Origin of the sequence: Bradyrhizobium sp. HKCCYLS20291, assembly GCF_051167715.1 — a bacterium.
Classification (GTDB): domain Bacteria; phylum Pseudomonadota; class Alphaproteobacteria; order Rhizobiales; family Xanthobacteraceae; genus Bradyrhizobium.
Genome location: NZ_JBNPTO010000003.1, coordinates 140250 through 164554 on the forward strand (window position 1 = coordinate 140250; position 24305 = coordinate 164554).

Below are 24305 nucleotides of genomic sequence, written 5' to 3' on the forward strand. Positions count from 1 at the left end.
GCAACAAACACCCGCCGGCGATTATGGGTCCCGGCTCAAGGCCGGGGCGACGGTCGAGTGCGGAGCTGTCAGCCGTGCAGCATCCGCCAGAGGATCGCGGCCAAATCGCCGACCAGCAAAGTGGACGCGGCCAGCGCCTGCACGCCGAAGCCGGGGCCGCGCTTGTCGGCGGCCTTGCTGTAGGACAGCATGTACATCGTGCGGCCGGCGATCCAGACCAGCCCGATCAGCGCGGCGATCGCGTCGCTGACATAGATCGCGAACAGCCATAGCGCCGGCAGGAAGATCGGCAGCCACTCCAGCGTGTTCACCTGAACGCGATAGACGCGCTCGAAATCGGCATTGCCGGTGACGGCGGGCGCCTTGACGCCAAACCTGGCGCGCGCCTGCGCCACCCGCACGGCCATGTAGAAGAAAAGCATCAGTGCGAGCACCGTGACCAGTGCCGTGAAGTGATACATGCGCGGTTCCCCCTTGTAAGCGTCTTCTAATAACCGGTCAGCTCGAGATAGCCCACCCCGCTGTGGCTGCCCCTGAAGCTGATCGGACCTTCCCAATAGGGCACGCGCGTGCCCATCCAGGCCTTTGGATTGAGCGGCATCGAGTCGATGGCGATGCCGAGCGCTGCGATTTCGACGCGCCAGCCCACCGGGAGCTTGCGCTCGCCGATCGCGATCGTCTCCTTCGGTGTCATGACGATGCCGTCGGGACCGAGCGCGCGCGAGGCGCCGTCCGCCGTGATCCAGGTGCCGGATGTGTAGTCGCCATTGCCCTGCCGCATCCGGTACAGCATCAGCTTCTCACCGCCGGCAAAATGCAGTGCGAACCAGTCCCAGCCGCTCTGGTCGGAGGCCAGCGGCTGGCTGCTCCACTCGCGGTCGAGCCAGGCTGACCCGATCACCTCGACCGGATGGTCGTCGAATGTGATGCGGCCGCGGGCGCGGTAGAAAGGCTGGCTGTAGTAGTACGATGCCTGGCCGCGCTCGGACTTGCGGCTGTAGCCGTCGACGCCCTGCAGCACGACGGGACGATCCGCCTCCAGACGCAGCGCGTAGGAGAAGTCGCTTGCGCTCGCGGTCATGTCGAGCGGCGCCAGAATCTGATCGCCGGTCGTAGCCGAGCCGCGCAGTTGCCAATCGTCGATCCAGGCCTGGAATGGCTTGGCCTCGACGCCGGCCTGGCCGACGCCGCCGCGCGCGTACTTCTCGGTCGAGCGGTGGCTGTCAGCGCGCGTCACCGCCGCATGCGCCATCCAGAGCTGCTGATTGTCGAAGCTCTCGCCTTGCGGCCGAGGCCGCGACGCTGAGCGGAACAGCGTCCATTGCAGGCCGTAGGCCTTGCCGCTGGCGTCGCTGAGATTTGCGGTGATGTACCACCATTCGATGCGGTATTCATTGTGCGGCGCGTGGTCGGCGGGAAAGCTGAATTGCTTGCCCGGCGTTACCGGCGCAAAGCCGTCGGGATTGTCGCTCAGCCCGGCAAAGCCCTGCGCGCGAGCGAGGGAGGGTACGGCGAGGAGCCCGAGGCCGCTGATCAACCGCCGTCGTGTGATGATGGAGTTAGCGCTCAATGGTGAAGGTCCTCACCAGTTGGGCCGGCTGCATCCGCGCCAGCCGCAGCACCGGGAGCAGCGAGGCGACCAGCGCCGCGATCAGCGTGACGATCAGCAGCCGCATCAGCTGCAGCGGAAACACATCGAACGGCAGCCGCCAGCCGAACGCTTTCACATTGACGATCGCGATCAGGCACCACGCCACGACGAGTCCGAGCGGCAGCGCCAGCAGTGCGGTGAGGCCGGCCAGCGACAGCGTCTTCAAAAGCTCGACCTCGGCGAGCCGCCGCCGCGTCAGCCCGATCGCCCAGAGCGGCGCGAGCTGCGGCAGGCGGGAGTTCGCCAAGGTCAGCAGGCTCGTCAGCAGCGCAATCGCGGCGACGCCGAGCGTGAAGGTGTTGAGCGCGCCGGTCACCGCAAAGGTGCGCGTGAAGATCTGCTTCGATTCTCGTTTCACGCTGGCCTGATCCACGACGTTGTGGCCATCGAGGCCGAACTTGGTGCCGAGATCGGCGATCAGTCGCGGCACGTCGGCCGCATCAGCACGGACCGCCATGCGGGTGATCGGCGTCGCCGGAAAACGCCGCGTCAGCGCGGCGACGTTGACCGTGACCTGGCCCTTCGGATTGCCGTAGTCGGCATAGATGCCGGCGATGCTGATGTGCCAGTCGCCGGTCGGCGCTGATATGTCGATGCTGTCGCCGAGCGACAGATTGAGCCGTCGCGCCAGCTGCTCGCTGACGAAGCCGGCATCGCCGCGCACCAGTTGCTTCCAGGCGTCGGCGCCGGCCTGCAGCAGCGGCCAGTGGTCGCGATAAGTGGCATGATCGGGCAGGCCGAGCACGTCGATCGGTTCGCCCGCGAGCTGTGTCTCGGCGCGGCCGCCCGGCAGCACCGCCTGTACATCAGGGCGCGCGCGCAGCCAGGTCTGGATTTCACGCGCCTGGGCTTCATCGGCTGCACTGATGTAGATATCAGCGGCGAGCCGGCCATCGAGCCAGACCAGGAAGGTGCGGCTGAACGTCTCCACCATCGTCGCGACGCCGACATTGACGGCAAGCGCCATCAAGAGCGCCATCAGCGCCAGCGACAGGCCGGAGATCTGCTGGCGGCTGTCGGCCCAGAACCATTGCGCCAGCGCCGCCCGCGCGCCGCGCTCGCCCAGCCGCAGCACGAGCTCCAAGATCGCCGGCAGCAACAGCGCGGCGCCGAGCATCATCGCCGCGAGCACGCCGAAGCCAGCCAGCAGCGACTGCCCGAGCCATAGCAGCAGGCCCGCGGCGGCGAAGAGGGCGAGCGCGACGGCGCTCTGCAGCCGCAGCCAGCGCCGCTGCGCCTCCTGCCAGGCGTAGGGCTGCGCCGTCGAAAGGATCGGCAGCCGCATCGATTTGATCAGGCTGGTGGTGGCGGCCGCGAGTGCGCCGGCGATGCAGATGACGAGGCCGGCCAGCCACCACTCGGGCCGTAGGCTCAGCTCGCCCGGCACCTGCGCGCCATAGAGCCCGCGCAGCGACGCTGCGACGTTCGGCAGCAGGGTCGCCGCGATGACATAGCCGCAGACCAGGCCGATGGCGCCCGCGACCAGCGCAAACGCGATGAGCTCGCCGATCAGCACGGCGTTGAGCTGCCGCGCCGATACGCCGCAGGCGCGCAAGGTGCGCAGCACCGGCAGGCGCTGCTCGAAGGCGAGCCCGATCGCGGAGTTGACGATGAACAGGCCGACGACGAACGACAGCAAGCCGAAGGCGGTTAGGTTGAGATGGAAGCTGTCGGTGAGCCGCTCCAGGTCGGTCTCGGCCTCGGGCTCGACCTGCTGCAGACGGCCGCCGGCGAAATCTTGTAACGGCCGGAGCTTGCCCGGTGCCTTGCCGACCAGCAGCCGCGAGATCTGTCCGGGCTTGTCGAGCAGCCGCTGCGCGTCGCTGATGTCGACCACGAGCACGCCCGGCGCGAGCTGCTGCTGCGCCATCAGCGGCGGCATCGCGGCGTCGTTGCTCAGCCGCGGCGTGGCGCCGTCCTTGTATCCGAGATCGGCCAGAGTCTCCGGCGAGATCAGCGTACGATGTGGTGGCGTCAGAAAGGCTTCGAGCTCGCTGCGCCCGACCGTCGGCGCATTGCCGACCTCCTTGGGAATGCTGAATGGCTCGATGCCGAGCAGCCGGATTGAGCGCCCGTCGATCTGCACGCGACCTTCGACCACCGGCGACACCGGCCAGCCGGCGCGGCGCAATTCGGCGAACACGCTCTGTGGCAGCATCTTTCCGTCGCGCGCGACCAGCATCGGCGTGCGCGCGCCGCCGAAGATCGCGGCCGCGCGGTCGTAGGAGCTGCGCGCCTGCTGGTTCAGCGCCTGCACGCCGCTCCACAGCGCGGTGGCCGAGATCAGCCCGATCAGCAAGGTCGCGAGCTGCATCGGATGCCGGCGCCAGTGGCTGAGTAGCACGGCGAGAATCCACAGCGCCCGCCTCATGCGACGCGGCCCGCATGCAGATGGACGTGACGGTCGAGCATCGCGGCGAGCCGCGCGCTGTGCGTCACCATCAGGAAGCCGCAGCCGGTACGCGTGACGAGGTCGCGCGTCAGCGCCATGACCTCGTCGGCGGTGTCCTCGTCGAGATTGCCGGTCGGCTCATCCGCGAGCAGCAGGCTCGGCTTGATCGCCAGCGCGCGGCCGATCGCGACGCGCTGCTGCTGGCCGCCCGACAATTGCTCGGGATAGCGCTTCAGCAGCGGCTTGAGCCCGAGCCGCTCCGCCAATTCGGTGTGCCATGCCGGATCATGCCGCCCGGCGAGCCGCGCCTGGAAGCTGAGATTGTCCTGAACTGACAGGCTCGGCACCAGGTTGAACTGCTGAAACACGAGGCCGAGCTGCTCGCGCCGGATCGCCGCGCGTCCGGCATCGTCGAGTGCGCCGACCGAGGCGCCGTTGAGCACGATCTCGCCGCCGTCGGCCGCGTCGAGGCCGGCAATGAGATGCAGCAGCGTGCTCTTGCCCGAGCCGGATTCGCCGGTCAGCGCCACGCGCTCGCCAGGGGAGACGTCGAGGTCGACGCCGCGCAGAACGTTGATCGGCTCGCCGCCGGATCGATAGGACTTGGTGAGATGACGGACACTGAGCACGAGCATGTCTTGCGGTTGTTGCATCACAGCATAACAAGGGCCGACGCGAACATCACGTGCTCGTTCTCGGCAGGGCACATGATGTGATCACCCAATCAGGTTGCAGCGGTCGCGTCGCGCAGCCCAGGATTGGAAATTCTCGCGCTGCAACAATGACTTAGCTCATGAAGCGGTTGCCCGCGACGATACTTCGTGGGTAGCATCCTCGAACGCCCGAACCACAGAGGCGGATCAAGACGATCACGGGGAAGCACCATGGCGCCCACGACGCTCAAGAGCTCATCGCGCGCGAGCGCGACGCCCACGCCGAAAGGCGCCTGGAAGATGACCTTCCTGCTGTTCCTGTTCATGCTGGTGAACTTCGCCGACAAGATCGTGGTCGGGCTCGCCGGCGTGCCGATCATGACCGAGCTCAATCTCGACGCCGGGCAGTTCGGCCTGCTCGGCTCCGCGTTCTTCCTGCTGTTCTCGATCGCGGCGATCGTGGTCGGCTTCATCGTCAACAAGGTGCCGACGCGCTGGGTGCTGCTGGTGCTGGCGTTGATCTGGGCGGTCGCGCAATTCCCGATGGTCGGCACCGTCGGCTTCACCACCTTGCTGATCTGCCGCATCATTCTCGGCGCCGGCGAAGGGCCGGCGGCGTCGGTCGCGGTTCACGCGGTCTACAAATGGTTTCCGGACGAGAAGCGTGCGATGCCTACGGCGATCCTGTCGCAGGGCTCCGCCTTCGGCGTCATCCTCGCCGTGCCGGCGCTGAACTGGGTGATCGTGAATTACAGCTGGCACCACGCGTTCGGCGTTCTCGGAGTCGTCGGGCTGGTGTGGAGTGCGGCGTGGCTGTGGCTTGGCCGGGAAGGACCGCTGGGCGACATCGAGCTTGCCGGCGTACGCGAGCAGCGCGTGCCCTATCTGCAGCTGCTGACGTCGCGGACCTTCGTCGGCTGCGTCGCTTCGACCTTCGGCGCCTATTGGGCGCTGTCGCTTGGACTGACCTGGTTCACGCCATTTCTGGTCAAGGGGCTCGGCTTCTCGCAGCAGCAGGCCGGCCTCATCTCGATCCTGCCGTGGATCTTCGGTGCTTGTGTCGTGCTGACCACGGGCTGGTTGTCGCAGATGCTGATGGCGCGCGGCGTCTCGACGCGCGTAGCGCGCGGCGTGCTCGGCGCGATGCCGCTCATGATCGGTGGCGTCCTGATGGCGGTGACGCCGCATGTCGATGCGGCCTCGGCCAAGATCGCGCTGCTGGTGGTCGGTTCGGGCCTGTGTGGTTCGATCTACGTCGTCTGTCCGCCGATGATCGGCGAGTTCACCCCGGTCGCGCAACGCGGCGCAGCCATCGCGATCTACGGCGCGCTCTACACGCTCGCCGGCATCATCGCGCCCTTCGTGATGGGCAAGATGATTCAGGCCTCGGGCAGTTTGATGGACGGCTACATGGCCGGCTACACCGTCAACGCGGTCATCATGGTGATCTCAGGCCTGCTGGGCATGGCGCTGCTCTGGCCCGATACCGAACGCGCCCGCCTGCAGGCGCGGCAGGGTGCGGCACCGGAATTTGCGTGATACAACCCCGATATGGGGTCATCAGGAGGCGGCCTCGCGTTCACTCGTCGTGAGGTCCCGCATGATTCGCCTGTTGTCCCATATGCTGCAGTATTGGCGCGGTGCGCGATGCCTGAAGCTCGACGACTTCCCAGGCGCCATCCTCCATTTCAGCAAGGTGATCCGGATCAATCCGCGCAACTACTACGCCTATCACAATCGCGGCGTGGCGTTTCAAGGCTTAAGCAGCTACGCCAGTTCGATCGAGGACTTCAGCCTCGCCCTCAGCCTGAAACCCAGCGCGCATACGTATGCCGCCCGCGGCGTGTCGCGGAAGTTCCTCGGCGACTTCGACGGCGCCATTGACGACCAGACGCGAGCTCTCGCGCTCGACTCCGGGCTTGCCGCGGCTCATGGCGAGCTTGCTTTCCTCCACCACGTAAAAGGCGATCCGGATCGCGCGATCGTCCAGTGCACGACAGCTATCGGCCTCACGCCGAACGATCCCATCTTTCATAGAGGGCGTGGCTATATCCAATTCTGCCGTGGCAAATTCGAAGCTGCGGCAGCGGACATGGAACGATCGCTCGCGCTCCAGTTCGATCCCTATGCGGTCCTGTTTCTTTACCTGTCACTCGTGCGATTGCCGGGGCGCGCGAGGCCCGACCTCGCCGCTATCGCGTCGCGCTGGACTGCAGCGCAGTGGCCTGGACCGGTGTTCGATCTTCTGATCGAGCGTGCGACGGCGCAGCAGGTGCTCAATGCGACCGCAACGGCTCCCGAACAGGCGGAAGCGTATTTCTACATCGGCGAGTGGCATCTCCTGAACGGCCGCAACGACGATGCCTGCGGGGCTCTCGAGATTGCCCTTCGCTCATTGCCGCCGTGGTTCAACGAGCATTCGGCTGCGCAAGCCGAGCTCGCGCGGCTCGCCGACAATGCGGTGGCTGCGGTCGGCTGACGTCTCAGCTCGCTGTGGCCGGCGCTCAACGACCGGCTCCTGCCGGTCGTTGGCATCGCACCGGTTTGCCCAAAGCGGGGCCTTACAACCGGTGTCGTCCCGGGCAAGTCCGGCAACGCGCAGCGTTGGCGGACGCCGACCCGGGACCCATACGCCGCGGCGGATGAGGCTGGGCGGAATCGATCGACCAGCGTGCCTCGAACCACTCCCTGGGAGTATGGATCCCGGATCGGCGCGCGCGCGCCGCGCGCTTGTCCGGGACGACACCGCGTGTGAGGCGCGCGCCGTGCAAGCTCAGGCTACAGCCATCATTGCATCCCGCTCCGCGCTCCCCTGACCAGTCGCCCCGGCCGCGCGCCCGTGGCTTCGCCATGTCGCCGCGTCACAACGCCGGACACGATCGTCGCATCGTAGCCGTCGACTTCCTGCATCAGGCGGCGGCCGCCGACGGGCAGGTCGTAATGCACTTTCGGCGGGTGCAGATGCAGCCGGTCGTAGTCGATCACGTTGACGTCGGCCTTGTAGCCGGGCGCAATCAGCCCGCGATCGTCGAGGCCGACGGAGAGTGCCGTCTTACGTGACTGTACCGCGACCACGAATGGAATCGACAGCTTGTCGCCGCGGCGGCGGTCGCGGGTCCAGTGCGTCAGCAGATAGGTCGGGAAGCTGGCGTCGCAGATGATGCCGCAATGGGCGCCGCCATCGCTGAGGCCGGGTACGCTCGTGGGATCGCGCAGCATTTCATAGGTGGCGTCGAGATTGCCGTCCGAGTAGTTGAGGAACGGCACGTAGAGCATGCCGCGTCCGCCATCCGTCAACATTGCATCATAGGCCAGCTCTTCGGGGCGGCAGAAGCGGGCGCGAGCCTGGGCGCCGAGCGAGCGTTCCGGCGGCTGCTCGTAGTCGGGCGGATCGCCGAGCAGATACATCTTGTCGTAGTTCGGCTTGAAGAACAGCGGGTCGTCGGTGGCGCTGGCCTGCTCGCTCAGGATGGCAGCGCGGAGCTGCGGGTCACGCATGCGTATGACGCGCTCAGCCAATGGCAGGTGCGCGATCGCCTGGTAGCTCGGATGCGTCTGCAGCGGATTGCGCGACAATTCCAGCCCGAGCAGCAGCCCGACCGGGCGCGCCGCGATCTGCGCCGTCACCGACAGTCCGCGCGCGGCGGCGGCGTTGATCTCGGCGAGCGTCTGCCGCCAGCGCTGCGGCGCGCGGTCGTTCTGGGTCACCGAGAACGAGATCGGGCAGTTGGTCTGCTCCGCGATGCGCAGCATCATCGGCAGGTCTTCATGGATGGTGGAGATGTCGAGCACGAATTGCAGCACGCTGCGGCCGGCGCCGTGCATGGCGCTCGCAATCGTCGTCAGCTCGTCCTCGCTGGCCTTGAGCGTCGGCGTGTAGTCGCCGGTCGAGGTGCGATGGTTGAGCGTGCGCGAGGTCGAGAAGCCGAGCGCGCCGGCCTTGACCGCGTCGCGCGCCAGCGCCGCCATGGCGCGGTTGTCGTCGGCGGTGGCCGGATCGCGCCGCGCGCCGCGCTCGCCCATTACATAGACGCGCAGCGCCGCATGCGGCAGCTGGGCGCCGATGTCGAGATCGAAGGCGCGCTTGCCCAGCCACTCCATGTAGTCCGGAAAGCTCTCCCACTCCCAGGGAATGCCGGCCTCGAGCACCGGCTCGGGAATGTCCTCGACGCCCTCCATCAGCTGGATCAGCCGTTGATGATCCGCCGGCCGGCACGGCGCGAACCCGACGCCGCAATTGCCCATGATCGCCGTGGTGACGCCGTTCTGCGACGACGGTGAGATGTCGTGGCTCCAGGTGACCTGGCCGTCGTAGTGGGTGTGGACGTCGACGAAGCCGGGCGTGACGAGCTTGCCGCGCGCATCGATCTCCTCGCGGCCGGAGGCGGCGATTTTGCCGACCTCGACGATGCGCCCCTGTGAGATCGCGACATCGGCCTCGTACATCTCGCCGCCCGACCCATCGGCAACGGTCCCGCCGCGGATCACGAGATCAGGCTGCGTCATGGCGTGTCTTCCCCGGGTGTTGTTATTATGGAGACATCATCGGCGGGCGGGCCGTGATGTCAACACGCGAGAAAAGACAGCAGAGTTGCACGGCAGAGTAAGCGCGGGTGCAAGTAGGTCCGAGGTCATGCCAAGCCCGAGCGCTGCCCATGACTGCGCCCTCGCCCCTTGTGGGAGAGGGCATGCACACTCGAGCAGCGGGCTCGGTTGGGTGAGGGGTATATCTCCACGAGCGTCGGGCGCGGAGATAAACCCCTCACCCAACCGAGTGCGCCGATGAGCCGGTGATGCCCTCTCCCACAAGGGGAGAGGGCGCTGTATCCGGCAGTTTGGACGAACCAACACTTTCCGTAGGGTTGGCAAAGCGACGCCGTCAGGCGTTGCGTGCCCACCGTTGGGAGCTGTGATGTTGGCGAGAATGGTGGGCACGCTTCGCTTTGCCCACCCTACGATGCCAGCGAGCTACGCCTTCGCCTTCTTCGGCTCGGTGAAGAACGCCAGCACGATGGTCAGCAGCATGAACACCACGGAGGTGCCGAACACCCAGCGGGGTGCGTTCATGTCCATGATCCAGCCGAACAGCAACGGGCTGACGACGCCGGCGAAGTTGAAGCCGGTGGAGACGATGCCGAACGCGCGGCCGGCGGCGCCGGCAGGGGCGGCGTTGCGCACCAGCATGTCGCGCGACGGCGCGATCACGCCGCTCATGAAGCCGGCGGTCAGCATGATCGCGACCAGCAGCACCGTCGGCAGGCTGACGAAGGTGATGATCAGCACCAGCACGGCGTTGATCGCATAGGCGACGGCGGCAACCAGGTTGTGATGGCGGATGCGGTCGGCGAGCTGGCCGCCGGCGAGCACGCCGACGGCGCTGGCGCCGAGGAAAGCGGTCAATGCGACGTTCGCTGTCGAGAACGAGATGCCGTAGCCGTTCATGAACGCGACCACGCCGAAGCTGGAGATGCCGGCGTTGGACAGGCTGAGCAGCATGAAGAACACCGTCAGCAGCATCAGCATCGGCGTCAGCAGGCTCGGCTGCTTAACCTTGGAGCCGTCGGCCTGTGTCGGGTGCGGATGCGGCGGCACCTCCGGCACGTTGCCGACGAGCAGCAGCAGTGCGGCGAGCGGACCGACCAGGCCGGCCGCGATCAGCGCGCCCGAGCCGCCGACGGTGGTCACCAGCGCGGCCATGACAGCCGGCGCGACCGCGCCGCCGAGATAGCCGGCGAAGGTGTGCACGCCGAAGGCGCGGCCCATCCGCTTCTCTTCCATATGCGCCGACAGCAGCGCGTAATCCGACGGATGATAGACCGCGTTGGCGAGACCGAGCAGCACTGCCGAAACGACCAGGCTGGCATAGGTGAGGTACAGGCCGAGTATCGCCAAGGACAGGCCGCCGAGCGTGAGGCCCAGCAGCAGGATGCGGCGGGCGCCGGCGCGGTCGACGAGATAGCCGACGGGAGCCTGGGTCAGCGCCGAGACCACGGCGAACACGGTGAGCGGAAAGCCGAGCTCGACATAGCCGACATCGAGCTTGTCCTTCAGATACGGAAACAGCATCGGCAGCACGAGCATGTGCAGATGGCTGACCCAGTGCGCCAGCGAAATCAGCGCCAGCGTGCGCAGCGACGACGCAGCCCGGACCGGAGCACCGGTATGTTGCGATGCGGCGAGAACGTCAGCCATGGTCGATCCGTCGGGCCTTCGGAGTCAGGAATGAAACTTCAGGAATGGAACTGGAGAATTAAAGCGGTCGAGAGCACCGCATGCGGCGCCTCGCCGCAACGATCACACTATCGGCGATTGTGGTTCATTGTCCATGAACGCGACTGCATGGCACGTGCGCGTAGCTCACGCCTGGCCGGCACGAACAGCTCGAATTCATCATTCGCAGGGTCGTTGATCGCCGCCGTGCTCCTGATTCGCGCTGGCAACTTCGGCGCGTGATAGCGACTTCTCGCCATCCGCGAGCCACATTTCGTTGACCGTGCAAGTTGTTGCCAGTGCAACTTGTGTGGCCATGCCGCATGTCCTATGGTCCGGTGTGTGCGTTAGTCGAGCAGTACGAGTTGGTGTGACATGCACGTGCGTGTGCTGAGAGCGTTCGTGCTGCGTCTTGCGCCTTGGCTGTGCGTCCTGCTGCTGTGGTACGCCGTGCGACTGAGCGGCTTCGTCAACGACGTCCTGGTTCCCGCTCCCCAGCAGGTCGCCGCCCGCTTCGTCGATCTGCTGCTGCATCACGGCCTGCTCTACGACATCTTCGCCTCCGCCCGCCGCGTTCTCCTGGGCGTCGCACTCGGTATTCTCGCGGCGGTTCCCGTTGGCTTCCTGATCGGCTGGTATCGACCGGCCCGCAGCTTCGCCGACCCGCTGATCAACTTCTTCCGCGCCCTGCCGCCGATCGCGCTGATCCCGCTGGTGATCGTCTATTTCGGCGTCGACGAGCTCGCCAAGCTGGTGATCCTGTTCTACGCGGCGTTCTTCTCCGGCGTGATCGTGATGTATGAGGGCGTTTCGCAGATCACGCCGCTCTACATCCGCGTCGCGCAGACGCTCGGCGCGAGCGAACTCGAGACATTTCTGAAGGTGATCATTCCGCTCACGGTGCCGCATATCCTGACGGCGCTGCGGGTGGCGCTCGGTGTGACCTGGGCGACACTGGTCGCCTCCGAGCTCATCGCCGCGCAGCGCGGGCTCGGTGCGACGATCCAGAATGCCTCGACCTACTTCCTGCTCGACGTCATCTATGTCGGCATCATCTGCATCGGTTGCGTCGCCCTGATCATGGACACAATCCTGCGCCGGCTCAGCGCGTGGCTGCTGGTCTGGCAGGATCGGGCCGTCTCATGACGAACGAAACCGGAGCACGGCGGGCGCGGTTCGATCACGTGTCGCTGCAGTACGCGACGGCGAGCGGCCCGCTGACGGTGATCGACGACGTCAGCTACGACATCAACGAACGCGACTTCGTCGCCGTGATCGGCCCGTCCGGATGCGGCAAGACCACGATGCTGAACATGCTCGCCGGCTTCCAGAAGCCGACCACCGGGCGCGTCCTGTTCGACGGCGCCCCGGTCGCGGGGCCTGGTCCCGAGCGCGGCGTGATCTTCCAGGAGTATGGCGTGTTTCCCTGGCTCACCGTGCGCGACAACATCGCGTTCGGGCTGCGCCTCAACGCCAACCGGGTCTCGGCGGCCGAGCGCGACGAGATCTGCGCGCATTATCTCGATCTGATGGGGCTGACCGAGTTCGCCGACGCCTACCCCAAGCATCTTTCCGGCGGCATGCGCCAGCGCCTGGCGATCGCGCGCGTCTACGCCGTCAAGCCGCGCTTCCTGCTGATGGACGAGCCGTTCGGCGCGCTCGATGCGCAGACCCGCATCCACATGCAGAACCTGCTGCTTCGGGTGCTGGCGGCCGAACGCAAGACGGTGATGCTGATCACGCATTCGGTCGAGGAAGCCGTCTTCCTGGCGTCGCGGATCGTGATCGTGACGGCGCGGCCGGCGCGCATCAAGGACATCGTCGAGGTGCCGTTCGGCTATCCCAGGGCCGAGCAGCTCCGCGACGGCAAGGCGTTCGCCGAGTTGCGGGCGCGTGTCAGCCGGCTCGTCATGGACGAGTACAACGCGCCGGCCCCACGACGGACCGTTGCAGCAGACTGAGCAACAAGCTTGAGCAACAACAACAAGGGAGGCGTATCATGGATCGGAGACAATTCTTGGTCACGGCGGCCGCGGGCGTGCTTGGCGGCACGGCGCTGGCAGCTCCGGCAATCGCGCAGGCGAAGACCCGCATTCGCGTCGGCTACCTGCACACGCTCGCCGTCGACGGCCAGATCTGGACCGGCATGGACAGGGGCTCGTTCGACAAGCAGGGGCTGGAGCTCGAGCTGCGCCAATTCAACACCGGCCTCGAACTGTTTCAGGCCCTGATCGGCGGCAGTCTCGACGTGCTCGCCACGGGAGCCGTGGTGTCCAACTTCCCGGCGCGTGGCCAGGGCAAGGTGTTCCTGATCAACGACATCGAGGTGGCGACGGCGCAGCTCTGGGTTCGCTCCGACCAGGGCATCACGTCGTTCGCCGACCTCAAGGGAAAGCGGATCGCGACCACCACCGGCACGACCGCGCATGTCTTCCTCGACAAGGCGCTGCGTGCCAACAATGTCGACCCCAAGGAGGTCGAGCTCGTCAACCAGGCCATGCCGGCGGCGGTGACGGCCTTTATCTCCGGCGCGGTGCCCGCGGTCGCGCTCTGGGTTCCGTTCAACATCACGGTGCGCGACAAGGTGCCGGGCGCGGTCAAGCTCACCGATGCCTCGGCCTATTACCCGCAGGCCGCCATCATGGGCGGCTGGGCCGCCAGCAACACTTACTACGATGCCAACAAGGACGCGCTCGCCCGCCTGATCGCGGGATGGGCCGAGGCCAACGATCATCTCATCGCCCATAGCGAGGAGGCGCTGGAAGCGCTGCAGAAGGCACACTACGGCCAGACACCGCTGTCCGACCTGAAGGAGCAGTTCGGCGCCCAGAAGATGTTCACCTCGCAGCAGTGGAAGCCGATGTACGCCGACGGCACCGTGACCAAATGGCTGCAGCAGTCGACCGACTTCTTCATGGCCAATGCCGGCATCAAGGAGTTCACGCCGGCCAGCAGCTATTTCGATTCGAGCCTGTACCTCAAGACGGTGGCGTGATCTGCGCTGAGCTCGTCGTCCAACCGTCGGCGGCGGCCGAACTGCCGCTGACGAGTACTCAGAGGCGAGTACTCAGAAATGACGCGTGAGTGAAGCGCTTACGCGTCGTGTTCTCTATTGTCGCTTGCGCTCGCTCTCCGACCACTCGCGAAATTCGCGAAACAGGCGCTGCTTGTCGGCGACCGTCTCGGGCATCGGCTGTCCCTGCGCGCGGGCTGCCCGGAACTGCTCGAACTGCGCCTGCTGGAGCAGATCCTGCGCCAGGGGAAAGCGCTGCCATCCCGGCAGGTCCCGGCTGACATCGACCTCGCGCCACTTCGGATGCCGCGGCGGCTTCTTCAGGTCGGGCAGGCGTGCAAACAGTTCCTCGACGAATCTCGCGACGCGGCGATAACGCTCGCTGGCCGGCGGCCAATTGTTGGTGATGAGAACGGAATCCACGCTCACGGTCTGCACCGCCTGGGCCGAGTCCATGAGGTTCGGATACAGCGCGGGCTCGAGCTGGCCGGGCTGATACACGTTCTGCAGGCTGCGGCTGTAGGGCACTTCGAGCAGGTGCAGATTGTCGCTGGCCGACAGCCGGGCCAGAAGGTTGGCAGGCTTGCCGGAAAACACCACGGTGGCCGCAAGCTCGCCTTTCTTGATCGCCTCGATCGCGTCGGCCTGGCTGAGGTTGACCTCCTGGACCGAGATGCCGAGCAGTCCGAACACGTCTCGCGCCGTGATCTGCGTCGTCGAACCGGCCTCGGAGAAGTTCACCTTCTTCCTGGCCAGTTCCTCGATCGTCTTGATGTTGCGGCTGGCGACGACGTGCATCTCCTCGGCGAACAGCCGCGTGATGTAGGTCAACCGCGTCTCCAGGTTGGCGCCCAGTTCGCCGGTCGATGCGAAATAGCGCAGCATCTGCGTCGAGGTCAGTCCGATGTCGACACCGCGGAGATAGAGCACGTCGCGGATGTTCTGCGCGCCGCCGAGGCCCACGATCGGAAGCAGCCGCAGATTGTCGTTGTTGAGAACCACGGCGAGATCATGCGTGATGTCGAGATAGGTTTCCTCCGGGCTGCCGGCCACGATCGCCACCGTGTTGGCGTTGAGCTTGGCCTTCCATTGCTCTTCGAGGCGAGGCGCCCGGGCCGGCTCCGGCGCCGCGTTCTGCTCGATCGCCAGCGCGGGCGTGAGCGCGACGCCGGCGATCCCGATGCCTGTGATCGTGAGCAGGGCTGCAAGGATGGCCGCTATGCGCCGCGGGACTCGACGCGCATGAGCGCGCTCGCCGACGCGTGTCACTTTACTGGGCTGTTTGCAGTTTGCACGGTCGATCATCGGACCCTCCAGAGCGTGGATCTGCAGACAACGCAGGCGTGTACGATCAGCGGCGCGCGAAATTGATCGCTGCGCAACCTCTCGGTGCGTAGTGTCGTCGCGCCGGCGAAGATTTAGCGAGATCAAGGCGGTTGTTTGATCGCTCATACAATTTTAAGGGATCAAGTCGACAAAAATAAAGCAGAGATTGAGGCGGTTGTCATGATCAGGCCATACATACCTGAGTTGTTTGATCTGATCGACGCTCGCCGGCGCTCTTGATGTTCGCCGACGAGTCGCGGGGAGAGCGGACGCCGGGGCGCGTCGTCCGCTGGGCATGGTGATGTCGTGGGCACGCAGCCGGTGATGTGGCCGCGGACGACGCATGTGGGGAGACGATTCATGGACCGGCGCAGATTCATAACGACGACGTGCGGATCGCTCGGCTTGGCGGCGGTCGGCATCTCTGCCCCCGCGCTGGCGCTCGCGCAGGCGCGAACGAAGATTCGCGTGGGCCATCTGCATACGCTCGCCGTCGACGGTCAGATCTGGCTGGCGGATCATCTCGGATCCTGGGCGAGGAACGGGCTCGATCCGCAGTTCAAGGAGTTCAAGACCGGCATCGAGCTGTTCACGGCGCTGTCGGCCAACGAAATCGACATGCTGGCCACGGGCGCCGTGATCTCCAACTTCCCCGCGCGTGGCCAGGGCAAGATGTTTCTGGCCAACTCGATCGAGTTCGCCACGGCGCAACTGTGGGTCCGCGAGGACCAGGGCGTCCGCCAGTTCGCCGATCTGCGCGGCAAGCGCGTCGCGACGACGGCCGGAACCACCGCGCACGTCTTCCTCGACAATGCCCTGCGCGAAAACCAGTTTGCGCCGACGGATATCGAGCTGGTGAGCATGCCGATGCCGGAGGCGGTCAATGCCTTCATCAACGGCAGCGTTCCCGCCGTGGCGCTGTGGGTGCCGTTCAACATCGCGGTGCGCGAGAAGGTGACCTGGGCAAAGAAGCTGCTCGATGCGGGCGCCTACTATCCGAGCGCCGCCGTCGTCGGCGGCTGGGCGGCAACGGCCACCTATCTCGCCAACAACCGCCCGGTGCTGGCCCGCGTGATCAAGGCCTGGACCGAGGGCAACGACATGCTGATCGCGCGGTCGAACGACGCGCTCAATGTGTTGCATGAAAAATACTACACCCAGGTGCCCGATCGTGACATGCGCGAGCAGTTCGGCGCGATGCGGGTATTTCCGACTGCGGTGTGGCGTCGGCTCTACGGCAATGGCGCGATCACGGACTGGTTGCAACAGGTGTCGAACTTCTACGCGCGGATCGGAAAGATCGAAAAGCCCGTCGCCGCGATCGACTACTTCGATCCGAGCCTGTTCCTGTCCGTGATCAAGGCATGATGCAGGTGCAATTTAGGAGCGATCAGCGAGCGAGGCCGAATTCAGGCTTTTTCCTAATGATCCTGTTACGAACGTATTTTCCGCCACATTTTGATTTATCTTATGCTATCTTAGCGTGTCTCGTCGCTGTGGGCCGGACTTGACGATTCGGGGTGGGGACTCGCGATGTCTGAGCAGGGCCAATGTCCGGGCAGGGCCGTGTATTGACCTCGCATGAGGTCGTCGTCGCAGATGCACGGCCATGCAGGCCGGACCAACGAGATCACGCTGTCGGGCGCGAATGCCGGGCGTGGCGATCAACCGCCAGAGCGGAGCAGAATGTAGGCGACGCGGCCATGTTGGCTGCTGACGGTTTGATGGCTGACCTTGCGAGACGCTCGATCGCCGCCGTTGCAGGCATTCGCGACCGGCGAGGAAAGGGGGAACTGGCGTGAGTGAGCAGGACGACGACAAATCCCCCAACAGCTTGCGTTACTACGCGCCGCGGCGGTCGCGCGATACGGATGGCCGGGACGGGAACGCTGCAGACCCGCCGGCGGCTGGCGGTCATGCGACCGGAACCTCCGTCTCCAATCCGCTCGATCGCAGCGGAGATCCGTTCACCGAGGCTGTGGCCCGCGTGCAACGGCAGCGCCGCGATCCGAAGTACACGGCCGGGCCAGAACCTGCGGTCAGTCGCCGCGCCCGCCATGCCGGGGTCAGGCTCGCCTTCGCCATCGTGGCGGCCATCGTGGTGGCGCTGGCCTATGTTGCCGTAATCCCGATGTCCGGCATGACCAAGGCGGCCTCGCTGTGGTCGGCATTCAAGACCGCCTACCTGCCAGGCGCCCATGCATCGCTCGCTCCGGCGTTGATCGTGCGTGGCAGCAGTGGTCCGGCGAATGCGCCGCTGGACCTCGGCGTCGTGGTCGAGAAGCCGACACCGGGCATGATGGTGATCATCGGCCGGTTGCCTCTCGGCTCCCGGGTCACCGCGGGCCGGCGCGTCGGTGGCGATGAGTGGCGCATCCCCGCCGGGGACGTGGCCGATGCCGCGATCATTCCACCGAGCGATTTTGCAGGCGAGATGAATCTGCCGCTCGACTTGCGCGATGCCGATGGGACGTCGCTGGTGAAGTCGTTCGTCCACCTCACCTGGGCCGCTCCTCCGAGCGCTGTCCTGGTCACCGGCTCGACGACGCCAGCGCCTGCGGAGCCTAAAGCGGTAGCGCACGAGACTCCGCCGGTGGCCGCGCCGCCACCCCCAGTGGCCGCTGCCATTCCGCCCGTCGATCCCGCGCCGGCATGGACACCCAACGAAGTCGCGGCGTTCGTGCGACGAGCGCAGGAGCTGCTGGCGAGCGGCGAGGTGCAGGCGGCGCGGCTCCAGCTTCTGCGCGCAGCGGAAGCCCGCGATGCGCGCGCGGCGATTCTCCTGGCCAAGACATTCGATCCGGTCTCGCTGAAGCAGTTCGGCGTTGCCGACGCCGGTGCCGATCTGGCACAGGCGCGGATCTGGTATCAGCGCGCCCGCGAATGGGGATCGCCCGAAGCGCAGCGCCAGCTCGATGCGCTGGCGAGCTATCCGCGACGCTGACGATTGCGCGCGCTCAACGCGCGTCCGCCAGCTCTCCGCCGCGGACGAGCGCCGCGCCGCGCTCGCCGATCATCAGGCTCGTGGCATTGGTGTTGGCCGAGGTGATCTGCGGCATCACTGAGGCGTCGATGACGCGGAGCCGCTCGACGCCGCGCACGCGCAGCGCCGGATCGAGCACCGCGTCATCATCGCTGCCCATGCGGCAGGTGCCGACCGGGTGAAACACCGTGCCTCCGGTGGTGCGGGCGAAATCCCACAGGCCGGACGGGGTCGCCACCGCCTCACCGGGCGCGACCTCGATGTCCCACAGCGATCGGAACGACGGCTGCCTGAAGATGTCGCGCAGCATTTGAAGGCCGGCGACGATGGTGTTGCGGTCGATGTCCTCGGCAAAATAGTTCGGCGTGATCGTGGGCTGCGCGAACGGGTCGGTCGAGCGGATCGCCACCCGGCCACGCGATTGCGGATGACATTGCCAGACCGACGCGGTGAATCCCGAATAGGCGTGCAGCGGCATGCCCGGCTTGTCGACCGACAGCGGCATCACGTTGAACTGTACGTCGGGGCGTCCGTCGGCTGCCAGATGCGTGCAGGCGGCGCCGCCGACCTGGCCGGCGCCCGCCGTGAGCGGACCACTGCCGGCGAACAGCCATTGCAGCCCCATCTTGGCGAGCTCGTAGGGATTGCGGACCTGATCGTTGACGGAGATCGGCTGGCGCAGTCGCACGATCATGCGCGCCTGATAATGATCCTGCAGATTGCTGCCGACCTCCGGTGCGTCGGCGATGACGGGAATGCCGAGCGCGCGCAGCAGATCGGCCGGACCGATCCCCGACATCTGCAGCAGCTGCGGCGATTGCAGCGATCCGGCCGCGAGCAGAACCTCGCGATCGGCCGTGGCGGAGACCGCGGTCCCGTCCTTGATCCATTCGACGCCGGTCGCCGATTGTCCGCGGAACGTCACCCGGCTGGCCTGGGCACCGGTGACGACGGTCAGGTTGGCGCGATCCATGACGGGGTGGAGGAAAGCGGTCGCGGCGCTGGAGCGCCAATGGCGGCCGATGCCGAGTTGATAGCTGCCGACACCCAGCGTCTTCGGACCGTTGAAATCGGGATTGCGCGGCAAGCCGAATTCCGCGGCGGCCTCGACCCAGGCTTTCGAGGCGGGATTGCCGGTGCGCAACTCCGAGACGGCGAACTCGCCGAGGCCGCCATGATACTGACTGTCGCCGCCCTGGTAGCGCTCGTAGCGCCGGAAGTACGGCAGCAGATCGTTGTAGCTCCAGCCGCGGGCGCCGGCACGCTCCCAATCATCGAAGCCGGCCGGCTCGCCGCGAATGAAGATCAGGCCGTTGATCGAGGATGAGCCGCCGAGCACGCGGCCGCGCGGCCAGACGATGCCGCGGCCCCCGGTGAGCTCGCTCGGCTCGGTCTCGAACAGGCGTGAGAAACGCTTGTCGTAGATCGTCCTGTAGTAGCCGATCGGGATCTTGAGCCAGAAATTCCGGTCGGCTCCGCCTGCCTCGAGCAGCAGCACGCGGCACGCCGGGTCGGCGGACAACCTGTTGGCGAGCACGCATCCCGCCGAGCCGGCGCCGACGATGATGTAGTCATAACCGAGCGCCGCCATCGCAATGCCTGTCATTCCCAGGTGAGCAGACTCCGTCGACGATCGCCGGCGACCGTCCTCGCCCCGTCTTCAACGCGGACCACACGAACGGACACCGCGCCGTCATCTCACCTTATCGCGCGAAGGTTGATTGTCCATCGCGGCAGGTTCATGACGCCGCGCGCGAGATCGAAGATGGCTGCGGCAGAGGTCTGCTAGCCGCAGATCACCGGTCCGCCGGCCTTCTTCCACGCGTCCAGCCCGCCCTCGATATGCGCCGTGTTGACCAATCCGGCCTCTTGCGCGGTCTGCACCGCCATCGCGGAGCGTTCGCCGTAGGCGCAGAAGAACACGATGCGGCGGCCGGTGGCGGCAGTGACCTCGCGCAGCAGGCCGCCGGGCTGCAGACTGTCGAGGATTCCGGGATAGGGCGCATGCAGCGCGCCCGACAGCGTGCCGTGCTTGGCGCGCTCGGGCGCCTCGCGCAGGTCGACCAACAGCACGTCCGGCCGGCCCAGGCATTCGATCGCCTCGCGCGCCGACAGCGACAGGCCCTGCCGGGCCAGCTCCTCCTGATGCAGGCCGACGCGCATGTTGGCCGGCACCGCGACATCCATCATCGTCGGGTTCGGCAGCTTCAGGCTGGCCATCAGTGTCACGTACTCGTCGACGGATTTTACCTGCAGCCGCGGATTGTAGCGGCGCTCCTCGCCGATGGTGGAGACGGTGTCGCCCTTGTAGTCGTGCGCGGGATAGACCAGCGTGTCCTCGGGCAGTCGTAGCAGCTTGTGGAAGATCGACTCGTATTGCATCCGCGCATCGCCGTTCTGGAAATCGGTCCGGCCGGTGCCACGGATCAGCAGCGTGTCGCCGGTGAAGACGCGATCGTCCATCAGGAAGCTGTAGGAATCGTCGGTGTGGCCCGGCGTGTACATCACGTCGAGGCTGATGCCTTCGATGGCGATCCTGTCGCCCTCGCCGACGCGCATCGCCACCACGTCGGCCTTGGTCTGCTCGCCCATGATGGTGACGCAATGCGTGCGGTCGCGCAGTGCGCCCAGTCCCGTGACGTGGTCGGCATGCAGATGCGTGTCGACGGCCTTGACCAGGCGCAGGTCGAGCTCGCGCAGCAGCTGGCAGTAGCGGTCGACCTTCTCCAGCACGGGATCGATGATGACGGCCTCGCCGCCGCTGCGGCTGGCGAGAATGTAGCTGTAGGTGCCGGAGACGCTGTCGAACAATTGGCGGAAGATCATCGGCGTGTTCTCCGTTGACACTATTGACAGTGTTCCACAGCCATCTGCTTTACAGAGCAACGCAGATATGGCACGGATAACGAAATAAGCTTTGTCGATTGAGCAGTGCAAGAGCGCTGCGGCAACCCGCGATGAATATATTCGATCTGTCGATCTCAAATCCAAAGCAGAAGAAGCGGTCTCAGTCGGCTTGGAATCAGATTTTTCCATATTACGCGGGGTACCCTGACTACTTCGCTCGAAGCATTATTGCGTCTGCTCGACTCAATGATGGTGCAGTCGTCCTCGATCCGTGGAACGGAAGTGGGACTACCACCTATGCCGCGTCGCAGGTGGGTGTTGCGGCGTTGGGGTTGGATATAAATCCCGTAATGGTTGTTATTGCCCGCTCTCGTACGTTGCCTCTCAGTGAAGCCGACAGTCTTCAGCCGCTAGCAGCCGAGATCCTTCGGCGGGCTCAAGGTGAGCAGGTAAATTGCGATGAAGGGGACCCGTTACTTTGCTGGTTTGCCAAAGGAACTGCTGACCGGCTTCGTTCCTTAGAACTAAGCATCCGATCTACTTTGTTGGGCGACCAAACCTTGACGCCTCGAGGAGTAAATTTCGACCGCGTGTCAAGCATTGCGGCAACCTTTTATGTTGCCTTGTTTAACCTAGCTAAGAATCTCGTTGCCGCCTTTCAGTCGTCGAATCCTACTTGGCTTCGTAAGCCAAGGGCTGGCGAGGGGCGGGCCGAGTATGGGCGAGATGATGTAGTCGATGGGTTCAAGGAAAAGATCAAGAGCTTTTCCGACGCTCTATTCGCGAACACTGATCTTCTACGATTTGAGCCTGCACCAGTAGGTACCAAGCTGCATGACAGCACGCTCCCATTCGGAATGGACAGTTGTATTGACCTTGTTCTTACCTCGCCGCCGTACTGTACGCGCATTGACTATACAGCCGCGACCCGTATCCAGTTGGCCGTCCTGTCTCCGCTCCTCGACTCGTCGGTCGATGATCTGAGTCGCAGCATGATCGGTTCGGTCAAGGTTCCAAAAGAGATCGTTCGGATGCGCGCTGAATGGGGGGCGAAGTGCGTGGAATTTCTTGAAAGGGTGCGGGCGCACGGCTCATATGCTTCCGGCACTTACTACTTAAAAACGCACATAGACTATTTCCATAAAATGGATCGATCTTTGTCTAATATCTATTCCTCGCTTAAGAGCGGAGGAGTTGCGGTGCTGGTGGTCCAAGACTCTCACTACAAGGATGTGCACAATGATGTTCCATCTATCCTATCCGAGATGGCGAAGCAGCGAGGGTTGAAGCTGAAGCGAAGGGAAGACTTTGAGGTGAAGACTTCAATGTCTGGCATTAATCCCAGGGCTCGGACGTACAACAAGCGTTGCGCGTCGGTCGAATCTGTTCTCTGCTTTCAGAAAGATTCATAGCGATAGCGAGGGTGCCTTGGCCCGCAGACCAGAGCCGATTGCCAAAACGAGCGAAGAAGTTAGAGCGTTGGACGCGCAGATCGACGTCGAGCGCAACAATCTACGTACCGATAAGATTGATCTTTCTTACGGCGAACTCGCTTCAATGTATGAGCGCCACGAGCTGATTATTACGCCAGAATACCAGCGCTTGTTTAGGTGGGGCGCCGATAAGCAGGCAAATTTTATTGAGTCGCTATTGCTGGGGTTCCCGGTCCCAGCAATTTTCGTTGCGGAAGGAGAAGATGGGGTTTGGGAGTTAGTTGATGGACTGCAGCGCATATCCACTGTCTTTGAATTTATGGGGGTTCGCAGGAGTGTCGAAGGGCAGCTCATTCCTCCTTCCACGCTCAGCTTCTCGGTGAGGGATGACCGTAAATTACCTTTGCTCGATGGTTTCACATATGAAGGTATGTCCTTACGATCTCGTCTTGCTCTGAAGCGGACTTATTGCCGTGTTGAGGTAATCAAGACTGGCAGCGCGCCAAATATGAAATTCGATGTGTTTGAGCGGCTAAATACGGGTGGTTCCAGGTTGGAGCCGCAGGAAATCAGGAATGCGATATTTCGAGCTACTGATCCTGCCTTCATGATCTACTGTGATCAGCTTGCTTCTTTTCCGTCATTCAAGGATCATTTGCTGATATCTGAAAATCAGCGACAGGCGATGTACGATCGTGGATTGGTCCTACGATTCTTTACGTTGAAGAACAATGCCGACAATTTTGATCACGACGTAGAGCCGTTTATTACAAGTTATATCAAGAAGGTTCTCAGGGCAGAAGTGGAATTCGATAGAGATCTCGAGAAAACTAGCTTTGAGCAGACATTCAACCTGATCGCTCGGGCGCTCGGGGATGACTCTTGGCGGCACTTCAGAGATGGATCACACAGGGGTGGCTTTTCTGTATACGTCTTCGATGCGCTTTCTACAGGCGTGGCTAAGAATCTTACCGTGGCCGAGAGGTTGGCGGGGCCTGAACTGGCTAGTCGTTGTCTCGCAATCAAGGAGTCTCCTGATTTCAAAGACAACGTTGGGCCGGGTGCTAATACTCAGGCTAAAATGAAGGCGCGCCTCGAGGTTGCGGCTCGGATAGTAGAGCAGGGTCAGTAATGACCAGAGATGAGTTCGTGCTCACAATGGCGGACGCCGTCGATAGACGCCGCCAAGAAATCAGCTTGATATTACGTGTAGTCTCTAATTCGCATGGCTCAGTTCTGGAGCAGACGGCTTCGGTTATGGCTTTGCCCGTGCTCTATGCTCATTGGGAAGGTTTTGTGAAGGAAGCTGTCGGTGAGTATATTGAGTTCGTCGAGAGACAGCGACTCATTCCTAGCCAGGCCCACCCAACGATTTTTTCGTTTGCAATGAAGAAGCAGCTCAGAGGCTTAATCTCTAGTGGATCAGTGGAGAGGATGACCAATTTCGCCACGTGGGTCATTAGCGCTGCGGTTGCGCCGGTGTGCTTCGATGACAAGAGCATCGTTACAGGCGGAAATCTGTCTTTTAAAAATCTGAAGGAGCTGTGCGACAGTCTAAAAATTGATGTCTTGCGGCTGGATTCGGATCGAAGAAAGATCGACGCTCTAGTAAATCGACGGAATAACGTTGCTCATACTGGACGAGTGCAAAGATTTGATCGGGCCGACGTCGCGGACGACGCCGCGCTCGTTATCGGGCTTATTGAAACATTTGAAGCCATTCTGATAGAGTGCGTGGACGCTAAGCAATATAGGCTTCCTGAGTTGGCGTTAGACGATTAGTAACTTTTAATGGCT

20 protein-coding genes are annotated in these 24305 nt (G+C 64.2%); 11 read left to right on the top strand and 9 right to left on the bottom strand.

Annotation, left to right across the window (positions count from 1 at the left end):
• Positions 1 to 68 precede the first annotated feature (68 nt).
• Genes ACQR07_RS08525 through ACQR07_RS08540 form a run of 4 tightly spaced genes read right to left on the bottom strand, consistent with a single transcriptional unit; the run spans position 69 to position 4678 of the window.
• Positions 69 to 461 carry an MAPEG family protein gene (locus ACQR07_RS08525; protein ID WP_434901875.1) on the bottom strand — a complete coding sequence of 131 codons (393 nt, stop codon included), beginning with the start codon at positions 459 to 461 and terminating at the stop codon, positions 69 to 71.
• A 26-nt stretch (positions 462 to 487) separates the two neighbouring features.
• On the bottom strand, positions 488 to 1570 hold the full coding sequence (locus ACQR07_RS08530; RefSeq protein ID WP_434901876.1) for a lipocalin-like domain-containing protein: 1083 nt from the start codon (positions 1568 to 1570) through the stop codon (positions 488 to 490).
• Complete coding sequence (locus ACQR07_RS08535; protein ID WP_434901877.1) at positions 1560 to 4022, bottom strand: FtsX-like permease family protein; 2463 nt, start codon at positions 4020 to 4022, stop codon at positions 1560 to 1562. Before ACQR07_RS08535 ends, ACQR07_RS08530 begins: the two co-directional genes overlap by 11 nt.
• Entirely contained in the window at positions 4019 to 4678 is a 660-nt protein-coding gene (locus ACQR07_RS08540) for an ABC transporter ATP-binding protein (protein ID WP_434901878.1), read from the bottom strand. Before ACQR07_RS08540 ends, ACQR07_RS08535 begins: the two co-directional genes overlap by 4 nt.
• A 249-nt stretch (positions 4679 to 4927) precedes the next feature.
• Here ACQR07_RS08540 and ACQR07_RS08545 point away from each other — a divergent pair, with 249 nt between their 5' ends.
• Together ACQR07_RS08545 and ACQR07_RS08550 are read left to right on the top strand one after the other, a co-directional pair.
• Positions 4928 to 6235, top strand: a complete 1308-nt coding sequence (locus tag ACQR07_RS08545; RefSeq protein WP_434901879.1) for an MFS transporter — start codon at positions 4928 to 4930, stop codon at positions 6233 to 6235.
• 61 nt (positions 6236 to 6296) lie between these two features.
• The gene (locus ACQR07_RS08550) at positions 6297 to 7175 is read left to right on the top strand and encodes a tetratricopeptide repeat protein (RefSeq protein ID WP_434901880.1); all 879 of its coding nucleotides are present in this window, start codon (positions 6297 to 6299) and stop codon (positions 7173 to 7175) included.
• Between the two features lie 308 nt (positions 7176 to 7483).
• On the opposite strand, the gene ACQR07_RS08555 is transcribed toward ACQR07_RS08550, so the two are convergent.
• Both ACQR07_RS08555 and ACQR07_RS08560 read right to left on the bottom strand, forming a co-directional pair.
• Positions 7484 to 9202, bottom strand: a complete 1719-nt coding sequence (locus tag ACQR07_RS08555) for an N-acyl-D-amino-acid deacylase family protein (RefSeq protein ID WP_434901881.1) — start codon at positions 9200 to 9202, stop codon at positions 7484 to 7486.
• A gap of 462 nt (positions 9203 to 9664) precedes the next feature.
• Entirely contained in the window at positions 9665 to 10888 is a 1224-nt protein-coding gene (locus ACQR07_RS08560; protein ID WP_434901882.1) for an MFS transporter, read from the bottom strand.
• Between the two features lie 30 nt (positions 10889 to 10918).
• On the opposite strand from ACQR07_RS08560, the gene ACQR07_RS08565 reads away from it, so the two are divergent.
• The 4 genes from ACQR07_RS08565 (at position 10919) to ACQR07_RS08580 (ending at position 13901) form a co-directional block, all read left to right on the top strand.
• Positions 10919 to 11149 (top strand): hypothetical protein, encoded by a 231-nt coding sequence (locus ACQR07_RS08565; RefSeq protein WP_434901883.1) that lies wholly within the window; start codon positions 10919 to 10921, stop codon positions 11147 to 11149.
• A 159-nt stretch (positions 11150 to 11308) separates the two neighbouring features.
• Entirely contained in the window at positions 11309 to 12052 is a 744-nt protein-coding gene (locus ACQR07_RS08570) for an ABC transporter permease (protein WP_434902269.1), read from the top strand.
• Positions 12049 to 12867, top strand: a complete 819-nt coding sequence (locus tag ACQR07_RS08575; protein WP_434901884.1) for an ABC transporter ATP-binding protein — start codon at positions 12049 to 12051, stop codon at positions 12865 to 12867. The genes ACQR07_RS08570 and ACQR07_RS08575 overlap by 4 nt, the downstream gene beginning before the upstream one ends.
• 38 nt (positions 12868 to 12905) lie before the next feature.
• Entirely contained in the window at positions 12906 to 13901 is a 996-nt protein-coding gene (locus ACQR07_RS08580; protein WP_434901885.1) for an ABC transporter substrate-binding protein, read from the top strand.
• 114 nt (positions 13902 to 14015) lie between these two features.
• On the opposite strand, the gene ACQR07_RS08585 is transcribed toward ACQR07_RS08580, so the two are convergent.
• Positions 14016 to 15224: a TAXI family TRAP transporter solute-binding subunit gene (locus tag ACQR07_RS08585; RefSeq protein WP_434901886.1), complete on the bottom strand. Its 1209-nt coding sequence runs from the start codon at positions 15222 to 15224 to the stop codon at positions 14016 to 14018.
• A gap of 381 nt (positions 15225 to 15605) precedes the next feature.
• Here ACQR07_RS08585 and ACQR07_RS08590 point away from each other — a divergent pair, with 381 nt between their 5' ends.
• Both ACQR07_RS08590 and ACQR07_RS08595 read left to right on the top strand, forming a co-directional pair.
• On the top strand, positions 15606 to 16613 hold the full coding sequence (locus ACQR07_RS08590) for an ABC transporter substrate-binding protein (RefSeq protein ID WP_434901887.1): 1008 nt from the start codon (positions 15606 to 15608) through the stop codon (positions 16611 to 16613).
• Between the two features lie 430 nt (positions 16614 to 17043).
• Positions 17044 to 18189, top strand: coding sequence for a hypothetical protein (locus ACQR07_RS08595; protein WP_434901888.1), 1146 nt, complete (start codon positions 17044 to 17046; stop codon positions 18187 to 18189).
• 13 nt (positions 18190 to 18202) lie between these two features.
• Here ACQR07_RS08595 and ACQR07_RS08600 read toward each other — a convergent pair whose 3' ends face one another.
• Together ACQR07_RS08600 and ACQR07_RS08605 are read right to left on the bottom strand one after the other, a co-directional pair.
• On the bottom strand, positions 18203 to 19819 hold the full coding sequence (locus ACQR07_RS08600; protein ID WP_434902270.1) for a GMC family oxidoreductase: 1617 nt from the start codon (positions 19817 to 19819) through the stop codon (positions 18203 to 18205).
• 194 nt (positions 19820 to 20013) lie between these two features.
• The gene (locus ACQR07_RS08605; RefSeq protein ID WP_434901889.1) at positions 20014 to 21054 is read right to left on the bottom strand and encodes an MBL fold metallo-hydrolase; all 1041 of its coding nucleotides are present in this window, start codon (positions 21052 to 21054) and stop codon (positions 20014 to 20016) included.
• A gap of 131 nt (positions 21055 to 21185) precedes the next feature.
• Here ACQR07_RS08605 and ACQR07_RS08610 point away from each other — a divergent pair, with 131 nt between their 5' ends.
• From ACQR07_RS08610 to ACQR07_RS08620, 3 genes are read left to right on the top strand one after another with little or no spacing between them, the layout of a single operon-like run.
• Positions 21186 to 22487 (top strand): DNA methyltransferase, encoded by a 1302-nt coding sequence (locus tag ACQR07_RS08610; RefSeq protein ID WP_434901890.1) that lies wholly within the window; start codon positions 21186 to 21188, stop codon positions 22485 to 22487.
• Positions 22488 to 22503: 16 nt separating this feature from the next.
• Complete coding sequence (locus ACQR07_RS08615) at positions 22504 to 23640, top strand: DUF262 domain-containing protein (RefSeq protein WP_434901891.1); 1137 nt, start codon at positions 22504 to 22506, stop codon at positions 23638 to 23640.
• The gene (locus ACQR07_RS08620; RefSeq protein WP_434901892.1) at positions 23640 to 24290 is read left to right on the top strand and encodes an MAE_28990/MAE_18760 family HEPN-like nuclease; all 651 of its coding nucleotides are present in this window, start codon (positions 23640 to 23642) and stop codon (positions 24288 to 24290) included. The genes ACQR07_RS08615 and ACQR07_RS08620 overlap by 1 nt, the downstream gene beginning before the upstream one ends.
• Positions 24291 to 24305 lie beyond the last annotated feature (15 nt).

What these genes read in the sequence shown, in the direction of transcription:
- ACQR07_RS08565 (WP_434901883.1), top strand. Translation starts at nt 10,919, where the DNA reads ATGAAACTTCAGGAATGGAACTGGAGAATTAAAGCGGTCGAGAGCACC.
- ACQR07_RS08585 (WP_434901886.1), bottom strand. Translation starts at nt 15,224, where the DNA reads ATGATCGACCGTGCAAACTGCAAACAGCCCAGTAAAGTGACACGCGTC.
- ACQR07_RS08545 (WP_434901879.1), top strand. Translation starts at nt 4,928, where the DNA reads ATGGCGCCCACGACGCTCAAGAGCTCATCGCGCGCGAGCGCGACGCCC.
- ACQR07_RS08580 (WP_434901885.1), top strand. Translation starts at nt 12,906, where the DNA reads ATGGATCGGAGACAATTCTTGGTCACGGCGGCCGCGGGCGTGCTTGGC.
- ACQR07_RS08535 (WP_434901877.1), bottom strand. Translation starts at nt 4,022, where the DNA reads ATGAGGCGGGCGCTGTGGATTCTCGCCGTGCTACTCAGCCACTGGCGC.
- ACQR07_RS08590 (WP_434901887.1), top strand. Translation starts at nt 15,606, where the DNA reads ATGGACCGGCGCAGATTCATAACGACGACGTGCGGATCGCTCGGCTTG.
- ACQR07_RS08550 (WP_434901880.1), top strand. Translation starts at nt 6,297, where the DNA reads ATGATTCGCCTGTTGTCCCATATGCTGCAGTATTGGCGCGGTGCGCGA.
- ACQR07_RS08555 (WP_434901881.1), bottom strand. Translation starts at nt 9,202, where the DNA reads ATGACGCAGCCTGATCTCGTGATCCGCGGCGGGACCGTTGCCGATGGG.
- ACQR07_RS08560 (WP_434901882.1), bottom strand. Translation starts at nt 10,888, where the DNA reads ATGGCTGACGTTCTCGCCGCATCGCAACATACCGGTGCTCCGGTCCGG.
- ACQR07_RS08605 (WP_434901889.1), bottom strand. Translation starts at nt 21,054, where the DNA reads ATGATCTTCCGCCAATTGTTCGACAGCGTCTCCGGCACCTACAGCTAC.
- ACQR07_RS08575 (WP_434901884.1), top strand. Translation starts at nt 12,049, where the DNA reads ATGACGAACGAAACCGGAGCACGGCGGGCGCGGTTCGATCACGTGTCG.
- ACQR07_RS08610 (WP_434901890.1), top strand. Translation starts at nt 21,186, where the DNA reads ATGAATATATTCGATCTGTCGATCTCAAATCCAAAGCAGAAGAAGCGG.
- ACQR07_RS08540 (WP_434901878.1), bottom strand. Translation starts at nt 4,678, where the DNA reads ATGCTCGTGCTCAGTGTCCGTCATCTCACCAAGTCCTATCGATCCGGC.
- ACQR07_RS08525 (WP_434901875.1), bottom strand. Translation starts at nt 461, where the DNA reads ATGTATCACTTCACGGCACTGGTCACGGTGCTCGCACTGATGCTTTTC.
- ACQR07_RS08620 (WP_434901892.1), top strand. Translation starts at nt 23,640, where the DNA reads ATGACCAGAGATGAGTTCGTGCTCACAATGGCGGACGCCGTCGATAGA.
- ACQR07_RS08600 (WP_434902270.1), bottom strand. Translation starts at nt 19,819, where the DNA reads ATGGCGGCGCTCGGTTATGACTACATCATCGTCGGCGCCGGCTCGGCG.